The sequence below is a fragment of the Comamonas sp. UBA7528 genome (assembly GCF_002479375.1).
Taxonomy (GTDB): domain Bacteria; phylum Pseudomonadota; class Gammaproteobacteria; order Burkholderiales; family Burkholderiaceae_C; genus Comamonas.
Map to the genome: position 1 here is coordinate 233222 of NZ_DLMU01000014.1, position 12757 is coordinate 245978.

Below are 12757 nucleotides of genomic sequence, written 5' to 3' on the forward strand. Positions count from 1 at the left end.
GGGCAACGACCGGTGAGCCCAGGGGGCTGGAAGAGGACGGCCCGCGGACCGCGGGCGCGGGAATGGACAGAGGGGGGGGGCGGACGGCGCTGCCGCTCAGAAGGCGATGCCAGTGCGCTCCAGCACATCGCCGACCAGCTCCAGCCGCACCAGCGGGCTCTCCAGCTCCAGCAGTTGCTGCTTGAGCGCGAGCGGAATGGGCAGCAGCTCGCACCAGCGGTTGGCGACCCAGCCGCAGTCGTCCAGTTGCAGGTCGGTGGGCAGGTCCACGGACGGGCCCTGCACCCGGTCTTCCTGGGCCAACTGGCGCTGGTGCAGCTTGTGCAGCACCTGGGACAGGGCCTGGCTGATGCTGCGCAGGTCCTCGGGGACGGCACAGCGCAGGTCCATGGCAATCAGGGAGACGTCGGCCACCCACAGACCGTGGGGCAGCTGGTGGGCACGGTCCAAGCGCATGCGGGCATGGCCCTGGCACAGGATGTGCAGCAGACCGGGCTGAACGCTGTCGAGTTGCTGGATCTGGGCCAGCGTGCCCACCGGGTGGAAGGATTCGGTGGGCTGCATCGGGCGGCGCACCTCTTCGCCACCGGTCAGGGCCACCACGCCAAATGGAGTGCCCGCCTGGTGGCACTTGCGCACCATATCCAGGTACCGCACCTCGAACACCCGCAAAGGCAACTGCCCGCCAGGAAACAGCACGGTGTTCAGCGGAAACAACGGCAGCGAGGTCAAGGTCAGCGGGTTTGGCATGGGCAGCAGCTTTCCATCGCTATCATCATCCCATGCGGCCCCGGAAGCGGGGCTGGTTGTCTCAACTTGTTTCCGCTGTTGCAGCATTCACTGTTTTGCGATTGCCGTCGCACCCCACCACTGGAGCGCTGACCCGTCCATGATCGAGCAAATCCTGTCTTTCCTTCTTGAAGTGGCCGCCGGCCTGATTTCGGGCGCCTGTCTGCTGCGCCTGTACATGCAGGTCCAGCGCGTGCCGTTTTCCAACCCCGTGGGGCAGCTGGTGTTTGCCTTGTCCGACTGGCTGGTGATGCCGCTGCGCAAGGTCATCAAGCCCACCGGCAAGTACGACATGTCCAGTCTGATCGGCGCCATCCTGATCCAGCTGGTGCACTATCTGCTGCTGTGGGGCCTGGCGGGCGCAGCGGGCTCGCTGGTGATGGTGCCGCTGCTGGCGCTGTTCGGCCTGGCGCGCATGGTGCTGACCGGGCTGATCGGTCTACTGATCGTCTACGCCATCCTGTCCTGGGTGTCGCCGCATTCGCCCATCTATGGCGTGATCGCCCGCCTGTGCCAACCCGTGCTGCGTCCCTTGCAGCGCATCATCCCGCTGGTGGGCGGGGTGGACCTGTCACCGCTGGCGGCGCTGATCGTGCTGCAGGTGCTGCTGATGGTGCTGGCCCACCTGCAGTTCAGCGTGCTGGGCAGCGTGGCGGCAGGCATGGCCATGATGTAGGCAATGCCCCGTGGCCAGGTGGAACATGCCCTGGCCTGCGGTGCAGACACAAAAAAAGCGGTCCGAGGACCGCTTTTTTTATGGCCTGGTGCCGGAGGGGCTGGGCTTACTCGGCGCCTTGCACCACGGCATCGGCCGGCAGGCGTTGCAGCATGGCCAGCGAGGTGGCCACGGTCTGGCGCAGTTCGCGGCGGTCCACGATCATGTCCACGGCACCCTTTTCCTTCAGGAACTCGGCACGCTGGAAGCCTTCGGGCAGCTTCACGCGCACGGTGGTTTCGATCACGCGGGGGCCGGCAAAGCCGATCAGGGCCTTGGGCTCGGCCATCACGACGTCGCCCACGAAGGCGAAGCCGGCAGACACGCCGCCCATGGTCGGGTCGGTCAGCACGCTGATGTAGGGCAGGCCCTTCTTGGCCAGGCGGGTCAGTGCGGCATTGGTCTTGGCCATCTGCATCAGGGACAGCAGGCCTTCCTGCATGCGTGCGCCACCGGTGGCGGTGAAGCACACAAAAGGCACTTTCTGCTCGATGGCCGTCTCGACACCGCGCACAAAGCGCTCGCCCACCACGGAGCCCATGGAGCCGCCCATGAAGTCGAACTCGAAGCAGGCCACGACCAGCTCGATGCCCTTCACCGCACCGCCCATGACGATCAGTGCATCGGTCTCACCCGTGTTTTCCAAGGCTTCTTTCAGGCGCTGGGGGTATTTGCGGCTGTCCTGGAACTTCAGCGCGTCGACGGGAATGACTTCCTGACCGATCTCATAGCGGCCTTCGGCGTCCAGAAAATGGTTCAGGCGCGCACGGGCACCGATGCGGTGGTGGTGACCGCAGGTCGGGCAGACGTTCTGGTTCTTTTCCAGATCGGCCTTGTACAACACGGATTCGCAGCTGGGGCACTTGATCCACAGGCCTTCGGGAATCTGCGTTTGGCGTTCCGAGGGGGTCGTTTGCTGGATTTTGGCAGGCAGGAGTTTTTCGAGCCAGGACATGGTGTCTTCCTTCTATCAGGCAGGATCACCGCATCCTCCCGGAGGGGATGCGGTGACGGTGCCGCATTATGCGTCCATCGCCTTGCGCACGCCGCGCAGGAAATCAATGGTCAGGGGAATGATTTTTTCGTGTGGCTGGTCTTCGAGCAGCTGAATGATCTTGCTGCCGATGATGACCGCGTCCGAAAACTGGGAAATGGTCTGGGCGGTCTGGGCATCGCGGATGCCAAAGCCGACGCCGACCGGGATGTGCACGTGCTGGCGGATGACGGACAGCATCTGCTGCACGCTGTCGGTGTCCAGCGCGCCGGAGCCGGTCACGCCCTTGAGCGACACGTAATACACATAGCCGCTGGCAATGCGTGCCACCTGCTGCATGCGTTCCACGGTGCTGGTGGGGGCCAGCAGGAAGATCTGGTCCATGCCGCGCGCCTGCAGCTTGGCGGCAAATTCCTCGGATTCCTCGGGTGGATAGTCCACCACCAGCACGCCGTCCACGCCGGCGGCGGCCGCATCGTTGATGAAGGCGTCCTGGCCGTGGACCTGGTCGTAGCGCTCCACCGGGTTGGCATAGCCCATCAGCACCACCGGGGTGGTGCTGTCTTTCTGGCGGAACTCGGCCACATAGGCCAGCACCTGGGCCAGGCCCACACCATTGGCAATGGCGCGGTCACCGGCTTTCTGGATCACCGGGCCATCGGCCATGGGGTCCGAAAACGGCACACCCAGCTCGATGATGTCGGCACCGGCGTCCACCATGCCGTGCATCAGCGACGGGGTGATGGCCGCAAAGGGATAGCCGGCAGTGATGAAGGGGATCAGCGCCTGGCGGCCTTCGGATTTCAGTTTTTCGAATGTGGTGGCGGTGCGGCTCATGCTGCAGGCCCTCCCTTGACAGTGTGGCCGCGCATGCTGGGGCGGTCGTAGTAGTCGCCGCCGGTCAGGTCGGCCACGGTGCCGATGTCCTTGTCACCCCGGCCGGACAGGCTGACCAGAATGGACTGGTCGGCGCGCATGGTCTTGGCCAGCTTCATGGCATAGGCCACGGCGTGGCTGGACTCCAGCGCGGGGATGATGCCTTCGGTGCGGCACAGGTAGTGGAAAGCTTCCAGTGCTTCCTGGTCGGTGATGCCCACGTACTGGGCGCGGCCCAGTTCCTGCAGCCAGGCGTGTTCGGGACCGACACCGGGGTAGTCCAGGCCGGCGCTGATGCTGTGCGTCTCGGTGATCTGGCCGTTTTCGTTCTGCAGGATGAAGGTGCGGTTGCCGTGCAGCACGCCGGAGCTGCCTTTTTGCAGCGAGGCGGAGTGCTTGCCGCTCTCCAGGCCTTCACCAGCCGCTTCGACCCCGATCAGCTTGGTCGTCTCGAAGGGGATGTAGGGGTAGAAGATGCCCATGGCATTGGAGCCGCCGCCCACGCAGGCGACCACGACGTCCGGTTGCTCGGCCGCAATGTGCTGCTGCTTCAGCAGCTCGGGCATCTGCGTCAGGCATTCGGTGCCGATCACGCTCTGGAAGTCGCGCACCATGGCCGGGTAGGGGGCGGGGCCGGCCACCGTGCCGATGATGTAGAAGGTGTTGTCCACATTGGCCACCCAGTCGCGCATGGCTTCGTTCAGCGCGTCCTTGAGGGTCTTGGAGCCGGACTCCACGGGCACCACGGTAGCGCCCAGCAGCTTCATGCGGTAGACATTGGGGCTTTGGCGCTTCACGTCCTCGGCACCCATATAGACCACGCATTCCAGGCCATAGCGGGCGCAGATGGTGGCCGTGGCCACGCCGTGCTGGCCGGCACCGGTTTCGGCAATGATGCGCGGCTTGCCCATGCGCTTGGCGAGCATGGCCTGGCCGATCACATTGTTGATCTTGTGGGCGCCGGTATGGTTGAGGTCTTCGCGCTTCAGATAGATCTGGGCGCCGCCCATTTCCTGCGACATGCGGGCCGCATGGTAGACCGGCGAGGGACGGCCGACGAAGTGGGCCAGCTCGTAGCGGAATTCGGCCAGGAAGTCCGGGTCGTTCTGGTACTGGGCGTAGGCCTGGCTCAGCTCTTCGAGGGCGTGGGTCAGCGTTTCGCTGGCAAAGCTGCCGCCGTAGGGGCCGAAGTGGCCGCGTGCATCGGGGTAGGAGTATTCAAACATCGGTGAAAGAGGCAAGTTGGGCGTCGGCGGCGCGCACGGCCGCAACGAAGCGTTGGATTTTTCCGGCGTCCTTGATGCCCTTCAGAGGCTTTCCATCAGGCCCTGTGGCCTCAACGCCGGAACTGACATCAACCGCCAGCGAGAGACCCCGCGGGCGTACTTGCAAGATGCCATCGGTCACGTTTGCAGGCGTGAGTCCACCAGACAAAACGAGGTGAGAGGCGACGTTTGGTGGAAGCAGTGACCAATTGAATGTTTGCCCGCCGCCGCCGTAGCCCTCCACGTGGGCGTCCAGCAAAATGGCCTGGGCCTGGGAATATCGTTGGGCATATTCTACGAGGTCGAGCCCCAGAGTGTCCCCGGTGAGGGGAATGCGCGCTGCACGCAGAAAGGGCCGGCGCCCGGCGTCGGTGGCGGCCAGGCAGTCCGCCGGCGACTCATCCCCATGAAACTGCACGGTGGCGCCTGGTATCTGGGTGCATGCAGCTATCACATTGGGAGCGGTCTCGTTCACGAACAGCAGCACAGGCGTGACAAAAGGCGGCAGGCGCCGGGCCAGCTCGGCCGCGCGCGCCACCGTCACCGCCCGGGTGCTGGGGGCGTAGAGCACAAAGCCGATGGCGTCCGCACCGGCTTGCACGGCGGCGTCCACATCGGCTTCACGGGTCAGGCCGCAGATCTTGATGCGGGTGCGGGGGGTAGATACAGACATGGCAAATCCCAGGCGTAGCAGCCGTCAAAAGCGCGCGGCTGCTCAGGGCAGCCAGGCAAACGGAGGCGTGTCGATCGGCAGGCCCCAGCGTGCATCGTAGATGGGACCGAGAAAATACAGTCCGTCGGGCGAAAACGTGGGTGCGGCCACCTCGCGCGAGCGGGCGTCCAGCACCTGCTGCATCCACTCTACCGGCTTGGTGCCCTGGCCCACATACAGCAGGCAGCCCATGATGTTGCGGATCATGTGGTGCAAGAAGGCATTGCCTTCGAATTCGAAGTGCCAGTAACCGCAGTCCATCTGCCCGTCGCGCATGGGCGCCTGTCCGGCCTGGCGGTAGTGGATGTCGATGCGGTGCAGGGTCTTGACCGGGGTCTTGGCCTGGCAACCGGCCGCACGAAAGGACGAAAAATCATGCTCGCCCAGCAGCAGCGCGGCCGCTGCCCGCATGCGCTCGGCGTCCAGCGGCTGAAAGATCCAGCCCACCCGGCCATGGTCTACGCTGGGGCGCACGGGCGACTGCAGCAGCACATAGGCATAGCGGCGGGCCATGGCGCAGGCGCGGGAATGGAAGCCATCCAGGCCCTCCGGGACCTCGGCAGCCCACTGCACGGCGATGTCCTTGGGCAGAAAGGTGTTGGTGCCGCGCACCCAGGAGTTGGGCGCACGCTGCAGCGCGGTGTCGAAATGCACCACCTGCATCAGGCCGTGCACACCGGCATCGGTGCGGCCCGCGCAGATGGTGGACACCTCCTGAGCAGTGAAGCGGCCCAGGGCCGCTTCGAGGTGGTCCTGCACGGTGTTGCCGGACGGTTGACTTTGCCAGCCGTTGTAGGCCTGGCCGTTGTAGGAGACCCCGAGTGCTATGCGCATGGCCGGCCCTCAGGCCCGGCGCCATGCGCCGGAGAAAAACACAGAAACAGCATCAATCGATTTCGGCAAGCAGGTTTTGGGCACGTTCCTTGAGGTCGCCGGAAGCTTCGGCAATCACTTCCTCGACCAGGGTGCGTGCGCCTTCGCTGTCGCCGATGGCGTGGAATTCGCGGGCCAGGTCCAGCTTGGTGGACAGGGGGTCATCGGCCACTGCAGGGGCGGCGGCAGTGTCCGGGGCCGGGGCGTCGCCCAGGTCCAGGTCCAGATCACCCAGGTTCAGCCCCAGGTCGATGTCGGCGGCAGAGACTGCGGCAGGGGTGGGCACGGTGGCGGGTTCGTCGTCCAGCGTGAAGTCCAGCGCTTCCAGCTCCGGTGGTTTCTGGAGCTCGGGGGTGGCGGCAGCGAGCGGCTCCATCACCTCCGCAGGGGCTGCCGGTTCTTCCGGTGTGTCCCAGTCGGGTTCCTGCGCCGCCAAGTCCGGCTCGGCCACGGGCGCCGCAGCAGCGGCTGCTTCGGCGGGGGACGCGGCACCGGGCAGGTCCAAGTTCAGATCCAAGTCGGGCGGCAGGTGCTGGCCCAGTGCCGAGCCAGCGGCTTGCGCCGCGGCCGCGGAGACCGCCGCCGCAGGCATGGCATGGCTCTTGGCCAGGGCGTCGGCAAAGGCACTGGTGCTGGGGGCGGTGGGCGCGGGGGCATCCTGGTACAAAGGATTGCCGGCGTCCACGGATTGGCCCAGTTCCACGATGCGGTCCCAGCTGGGGCCGACGCCGTGGGTGAGCGGCTGCACGGCCAGGGCCGTGGCCTCCAGGGCCTTGGCATCCTGGCGCTTGGCATGGATTTCCGCCAGCTTCATGTGCACACCCAGGTGTTCCGGCTGGGTGCGCAGCGCTTCCAGCAGGATTTCCTCGGCCTGGACATCGCGGCCATAGGCCAGATAGACCTCGGCTTCGGCCACCGGGTCGACCGTGTCGTCGCTGTCCAGCTGGCTGGGCACCTCATCCCGGGCGGTGCTGTCGGCTGCGGCGTCCTGGAGGGTGTCGACCTGCTGGCCGCCACTGTCGGCAAAGAAGGCATCGGGTGGCACGGGGCTGTCGGAAGCCGTGTCGGCTTCGGCATCCTGTGGGGCACGGCGGCGCTGTGCGATGCGCCAGCCCAGCAGGCCCAGCAGCAAGGCCAGTACGCCGCCTGCGGCGGGCAGTACCCACGGGTTGCCGCCGGTCAGCGCGTCCAGCGCACCGGGAGCAGGAGCGGGCGCTGGTGCCGGAGCGGCTGCAGCGGTGGGCTGGGGCGTTGCCGCAGCGGCAGCCGTTTCTGCAGCGGCGGGCGCAGTGCTGTCAGGCGCCCTACCTTCGGGGGGGGGCGCCGAGGCTTCGGCGGACGGGGTCTCGGCCGCGGCGGGTGACGGCGTGGTTGCGCTGGCGTCGGCTGTCGCAGCAGCGGCCACCGGGGCCTCCACGGGCAGCGTCACGCCGGGTGTGGCAGCGGCCGCAGGGGTGGCTGCGGCGCTGGCGGCGCCCGCGGGGGCTGCTGGCGCGGAAGCCGAAGCCACTTTCTGCAGCTCGGACAGATTGCGTTGCAGTTCGCCCACGCGATCGGCCTGGGCGCTGGCCTGCTTGTCCTTGGCCAGCTTTTCCTCGGCCGCGTGCTGGTTCAGCGCGCCCTTGCTCAGCGTCAGCTTGTCGGCAGCGGCTGCTGCGGCACTGTTGTCCTGCACCTGGGCCTGCACCTGGCCGGAAGAGGCGCGCTCGGCGGCGGCCACCTTGGCTTCCTGGGCCTTGCCGGCGAGGCGGCGGCGGAATTCGTTGAAGTCACGGCTCTGGGCCGCCACGATCTGGCGGGCTTCCTGGGCCGTGGTGGCGGCCGCCTGGTCCTTGCTGGGCATCTGCACCACGCTGCCGGCACGCAGGCGGTTGACGTTGCCGTTGACGAAGGCATTCGGGTTGGCGCGCAGCATGGCCACCAGCATCTGGTCCAGCGAGACGCCGGCGGGGCGCTGGGCATTGGCCAGTTGCCCGGCGGTGTCACCGGCCCGCACGGTCACACTGCCGTTGCCGGCAGCAGCCTTGGCGGGTGTGGATGCGGGCGCGGGCGCTGCAGCCACGGGGGCTGCACCATCGCTGCTGACGGTCCGTCCGGTGACGGACGCCGGTGCTGGGGCTGGGCGGCTGGCGCTGATCTGGGGGGCGGTGGTGGGCGCAGGCGTGGACGCTGCTGCCTGTGGAGGGGGGACAGGATCCAGCAGCAGGGTGTAGCTGCGCACCAGATGGCCCGCGGCCCAGTTGGCGTCGATCACCAGGTCGATGAAGGGATCGCTCACCGGGCTGCGGCTGCTGAGCTTGAGCTTGGCCGTGCCGTCAGGCTGGCGCACCACTTCCACCTGCACCTGGCGGGCGGAATTCGAGTATTCCATGCCATGGGCCTTGAACACATCCGGGTTGGCGATGCGGGCCTGCAGGGCATCCAGCTCGGCGGCCGTGGCCTGGGGCACGTCAATTTCGGCGCGCAGCGGTTCGCCGAGTGCGGACTGCACCGCGATGCGACCCAGGGTCAGAGCCGAAGCGTCGGTGGGGGTCAGTGCGGCAGAGGCAAAGGCCGCAGCGGCAAGGGCTGAGAGTTTCCAACGATGCATTGTGCGTGTGGTGTGGTTATGCCGCCGGGCGGCAGTCGTTGATCGCAAAGGGCTCCCGTGGATCCATCCAGTTGGGGCCCACCTGGGCAGCAACGTTGCCGGCAGCGGACCCCAAGGGCCAGGCCCAGATTATGACCAAGGCACGGCATCGCCTCACATCGGTGGGTCTTGTCGGCCTCCTCGGTGGGGATGCATCCAGGGCGTAGGCACCGGGGGACATGACACAGACGCTTTGCCATGGCCAGCCGACACAGTGTGCGGCAGCGCAGCGCGCGATGCATGCAGGCGCCACGGACCGTTGTTTCCGTGACACATGCCGCCAGGCCTTCCGTCGGTGAGCCCGGTGCAGCAGGTGCTATGAAAAATGGAGCAGAAACAAAAAAAGGGGCCTCAGGCCCCTTTGGTGTCCGTGCCCGGCGGGCCTCAGGCCGCCAGCAGGATGCGCAGCATGCGGCGCAGCGGCTCGGCAGCGCCCCACAGCAGCTGGTCGCCGATCACGAAGGCCGACAGGTACTCCGGGCCCATGTTCAGCTTGCGCACGCGGCCCACGGCCACTTCCAGGCCGCCGGTGGTGGCGGCGGGGGTCAGTTCCTTGACGGTCAGCGCGCGTTCATTGGCAACGAATTTCACCCAGGGGTTGCCGGCCTTGATGAGGGCTTCGATCTCCTCCAGGGGCAGGTCCTTCTTCAGCTTCAGGGTCAGCGCCAGACTGTGGCAGCGCATGGCGCCGATGCGCACGCACAGGCCATCGACCGGGATGGTGGCGTCGGTGCCGAGGATCTTGTTGACTTCGGCCTGGCCCTTCCACTCTTCCTTGGACTGGCCGTTGGGCAGCTGGGCATCGATCCAGGGGATCAGGCCGCCAGCCAGCGGGGCGCCGAAGAATTCGGTGGGCACGTCTTCGCGGATGGTCGCAGCCACCTTGCGGTCGATGTCCAGGATGGCGGAAGCCGGGGTGGCCAGCTCATCGGCCACGGCAGCGTGCACCACGCCCATGCCCTTGAGCAGTTCGCGCATGTGGTTGGCGCCGCCGCCCGAGGCTGCCTGGTAGGTCATGGACGACACCCATTCCACCAGGCCGGCCTTGAACAGACCGCCCAGGCCCATCAGCAGGATGGAGTTGGTGCAGTTTCCGCCGATCCAGTTCTTGCCGCCGGCCGCCAGTTTGGTCTTGATCAGGTCGTCGTTGACGGGGTCCAGCACGATGACGGCGTTGTCTTCCATGCGCAGCGAGGAGGCGGCATCGATCCAGTGGCCGTTCCAGCCGGCAGCGCGGATCTGGGGGAAGACTTCCTTGGTGTAGTCACCGCCCTGGCAGGTGATGATGATGTCGCACTTGGACAGCTCGGCGATGTCGTTGGCATCCTTGAGCTGGGTGTGCACCATGGCCATCGCAGGGGCCTTGCCGCCGGCATTGGAGGTGGAGAAGAACACTGGCTCGATCAGCGCGAAGTCGCCTTCGGCCTGCATGCGGTCCATCAGCACGGAGCCGACCATGCCGCGCCAGCCGACCAGACCTACCAATTGCTTGCTCATTTGAAATTGCCCTTTCAGTGGTGAAAACAGTGTGTGCAGACTGTCGTCGCCCGGCTCGTCGGGGCCGGATGAAGGGCGCAAGACGAACCGGGCTGGGTCAGCCTGTAATCGTCTTAATGGTGGTGGAGGTGTGTGCGCGCGCAGCCACGCCAGCCAGGGCGGCAGAGGCGATGTTCAGCGAGACGGTGAAGCGGTGGGCGCACATGAGAGTTGCCATTCTAGCCAAGGCACGGCCTTTGGCGACGGCGAAAGTGGAGAATGGATTCGTCGAAATGACGAAAACGGCTACTTATTTTTGACGAATTGCAGTTGATGTTCACGGCCTGTGGTGGTGCCATCCCTGAAAAGGCCTTTCCATCCACCCGCATGGCAGGGGTGGAAAGAAAGGCCTGGAGGCCCGCAGCGGTTGGCAGGCGCACGGGCTGCTATCAGGCTTGCAGTGCGGCGACCACGGCATCGCCCATCTCGCGGGTCGACACCTTGGTGGTGCCTTCGCTGTAGATGTCGGGCGTGCGCAGACCGTCGGCCAGCACCTTCTGCACGGCGGCTTCGATCTTCTGGGCCGCATCTTCCAGGCCCAGGCTGAAGCGCAGCAGCATGGCGGCGCTCAGGATGGTGGCCAGCGGGTTGGCAATGCCCTTGCCAGCGATGTCGGGGGCCGAGCCGTGGCTGGGCTCGTACAGGCCCTGCTTCTTGTCGTTCAGGCTGGCCGAAGGCAGCATGCCGATGGAGCCGGTCAGCATCGAGGCTTCGTCGGACAGGATGTCGCCGAACATATTGCCGGTCACCACCACGTCAAAGCGCTTGGGTTCCTTGACCAGCTGCATGGCGGCGTTGTCCACGTACATATGGTCCAGTGCCACATCGGGGTACTGCTGACCCACTTCGGTGACCACATCCTTCCAGAACTGGAAGGTTTCCAGCACATTGGCCTTGTCCACGCTGGTGACCTTCTTGCCGCGCTTGCGGGCAGCCTGGAACGCCACATGGGCGATGCGCTCGATCTCGGGCTTGGAGTAGCGCATGGTGTCGAACGCTTCCTCGGCGCCGGGGAAGTGGCCGTCGGTGGCCACGCGGCGGCCGCGCGGCTGGCCGAAGTAGATGTCGCCGGTCAGCTCGCGGATGATCAGAATGTCCAGACCAGCCACCAGCTCGGGCTTCAGGCTCGAGGCGTGGGTCAGTTCCTTGTAGCAGATGGCCGGACGGAAGTTGGCAAACAGGCCCATGTGCTTGCGCAGGCCCAGAATGGCCTGCTCGGGGCGCAGGTGGCGCTCCAGCGTGTCGTACTTCCAGTCGCCCACGGCGCCGAACAGCACGGCGTCGGATTCCATGGCCAGCTTCAGCGTGGCTTCGGGCAGAGGGTGGCCGTGGGCTGCGTAGGCGGCACCACCGACGGGGGCGGATTGCAGCTCCAGGTCCAGGTCCAGCGCGTTCAGTACCTTGACGGCTTCGGCAACGATTTCGGGGCCAATGCCGTCACCCGGCAGTACGGCGATCTTATGGGTCATATCTCTTCCTGATGGTGTGGCTGCGCACGCCGGGGCTCCCTGCGTGCGCGCCTGTTTTTTAATTGTGGTGGACGGAAACGGGCTCAGCCCTGCACCAGACGGTGGGACAGCCAGGGCTTTTGCGCCAGGCGCTCGGCTTCGAAAGCCTTGATCTTGTCGGCGTGGCGCAGGGTCAGACCGATGTCGTCAAAGCCATTGAGCAGGCAGTACCTGCGGAAGGCGATCACGTCGAACGGGATTTCCTCACCCTGGGGGCGCACGATGACCTGGCGCTCCAGATCGATCGTCAGCTCGTAGCCGGGGAAGGCCGCCACTTCATTGAACAGCAGGTCAATGGTGGCCGCCGGCAGCACGATGGGCAGCAGACCGTTCTTGAAGCAGTTGTTGAAGAAGATGTCGGCAAAGCTGGGGGCCAGGATGGCGCGGAAGCCGTACTGGTCCAGCGCCCAAGGGGCGTGCTCGCGGCTGGAGCCGCAGCCGAAGTTGGCGCGAGCCAGCAGGACGCTGGAGCCCTTGTAGCGCGGCTGGTTCAGCACGAAGTCGGGGTTGGGCTTGCGGGCCGATTCGGGGACGCCGGGCTGGCCGGGCTGGTCCAGGTAGCGCCATTCGTCAAAGGCGTTCACGCCAAAGCCGGTCTTCTTGATCGACTTGAGGAACTGCTTGGGGATGATGGCGTCGGTGTCGACGTTCTCGCGGTCCATGGGGGCCACCAGGCCCTTGTGCACGGTGAATTTTTGCATGGCGGTATCGGTGTGTCGGAGGTCAGCGCGCCGCGCGCTCGATGGCGTTGCCGGCTTTCTGCACGTCCTGGCCAAGGCCCTGGACGGTGTTGCAGGCGCCCAGGGTGAAGGCCAGGCCAATCAGAAGGATCGAGATAGAAGGCTTCATGGTGTGGCTCG

12 protein-coding genes are annotated in these 12757 nt (G+C 66.1%); 1 reads left to right on the forward strand and 11 read right to left on the reverse strand.

Features of this window, described 5'->3' with window-relative positions:
• Positions 1-96: 96 nt before the first annotated feature.
• The gene (locus B3349_RS16745; protein ID WP_291590429.1) at positions 97-750 is read right to left on the reverse strand and encodes an LON peptidase substrate-binding domain-containing protein; all 654 of its coding nucleotides are present in this window, start codon (positions 748-750) and stop codon (positions 97-99) included.
• A gap of 139 nt (positions 751-889) precedes the next feature.
• Between B3349_RS16745 and B3349_RS16750 the strand changes: the two genes are divergently transcribed.
• Entirely contained in the window at positions 890-1465 is a 576-nt protein-coding gene (locus B3349_RS16750) for a YggT family protein (RefSeq protein WP_066537058.1), read from the forward strand.
• 106 nt (positions 1466-1571) lie between these two features.
• Here B3349_RS16750 and accD read toward each other — a convergent pair whose 3' ends face one another.
• From accD to B3349_RS16800, 10 genes are all read right to left on the reverse strand, one after another.
• Positions 1572-2459: an acetyl-CoA carboxylase, carboxyltransferase subunit beta gene (gene accD, locus B3349_RS16755; protein ID WP_291590430.1), complete on the reverse strand. Its 888-nt coding sequence runs from the start codon at positions 2457-2459 to the stop codon at positions 1572-1574.
• A gap of 66 nt (positions 2460-2525) precedes the next feature.
• A complete protein-coding gene (gene trpA, locus B3349_RS16760; protein ID WP_291590433.1) occupies positions 2526-3335 on the reverse strand; it encodes a tryptophan synthase subunit alpha in 810 nt (269 codons plus the stop codon).
• Positions 3332-4600, reverse strand: a complete 1269-nt coding sequence (gene trpB / locus B3349_RS16765; RefSeq protein WP_291590436.1) for a tryptophan synthase subunit beta — start codon at positions 4598-4600, stop codon at positions 3332-3334. The genes trpA and trpB overlap by 4 nt, the downstream gene beginning before the upstream one ends.
• Positions 4593-5312, reverse strand: coding sequence for a phosphoribosylanthranilate isomerase (locus B3349_RS16770; RefSeq protein ID WP_291590441.1), 720 nt, complete (start codon positions 5310-5312; stop codon positions 4593-4595). Before B3349_RS16770 ends, trpB begins: the two co-directional genes overlap by 8 nt.
• Before the next feature lie 42 nt (positions 5313-5354).
• Positions 5355-6185, reverse strand: a complete 831-nt coding sequence (gene truA, locus B3349_RS16775) for a tRNA pseudouridine(38-40) synthase TruA (RefSeq protein WP_291590447.1) — start codon at positions 6183-6185, stop codon at positions 5355-5357.
• A gap of 52 nt (positions 6186-6237) precedes the next feature.
• On the reverse strand, positions 6238-8814 hold the full coding sequence (locus B3349_RS16780; RefSeq protein WP_291590451.1) for a motility hub landmark protein FimV: 2577 nt from the start codon (positions 8812-8814) through the stop codon (positions 6238-6240).
• Positions 8815-9237: 423 nt separating this feature from the next.
• Positions 9238-10350 carry an aspartate-semialdehyde dehydrogenase gene (gene asd / locus B3349_RS16785; protein WP_291590452.1) on the reverse strand — a complete coding sequence of 371 codons (1113 nt, stop codon included), beginning with the start codon at positions 10348-10350 and terminating at the stop codon, positions 9238-9240.
• A gap of 428 nt (positions 10351-10778) precedes the next feature.
• Positions 10779-11858 carry a 3-isopropylmalate dehydrogenase gene (gene leuB / locus B3349_RS16790; protein ID WP_066537024.1) on the reverse strand — a complete coding sequence of 360 codons (1080 nt, stop codon included), beginning with the start codon at positions 11856-11858 and terminating at the stop codon, positions 10779-10781.
• Between the two features lie 83 nt (positions 11859-11941).
• On the reverse strand, positions 11942-12598 hold the full coding sequence (gene leuD / locus B3349_RS16795) for a 3-isopropylmalate dehydratase small subunit (protein WP_066537023.1): 657 nt from the start codon (positions 12596-12598) through the stop codon (positions 11942-11944).
• A gap of 22 nt (positions 12599-12620) precedes the next feature.
• Positions 12621-12746: an entericidin A/B family lipoprotein gene (locus B3349_RS16800; RefSeq protein ID WP_291590461.1), complete on the reverse strand. Its 126-nt coding sequence runs from the start codon at positions 12744-12746 to the stop codon at positions 12621-12623.
• Positions 12747-12757: the final 11 nt, after the last annotated feature.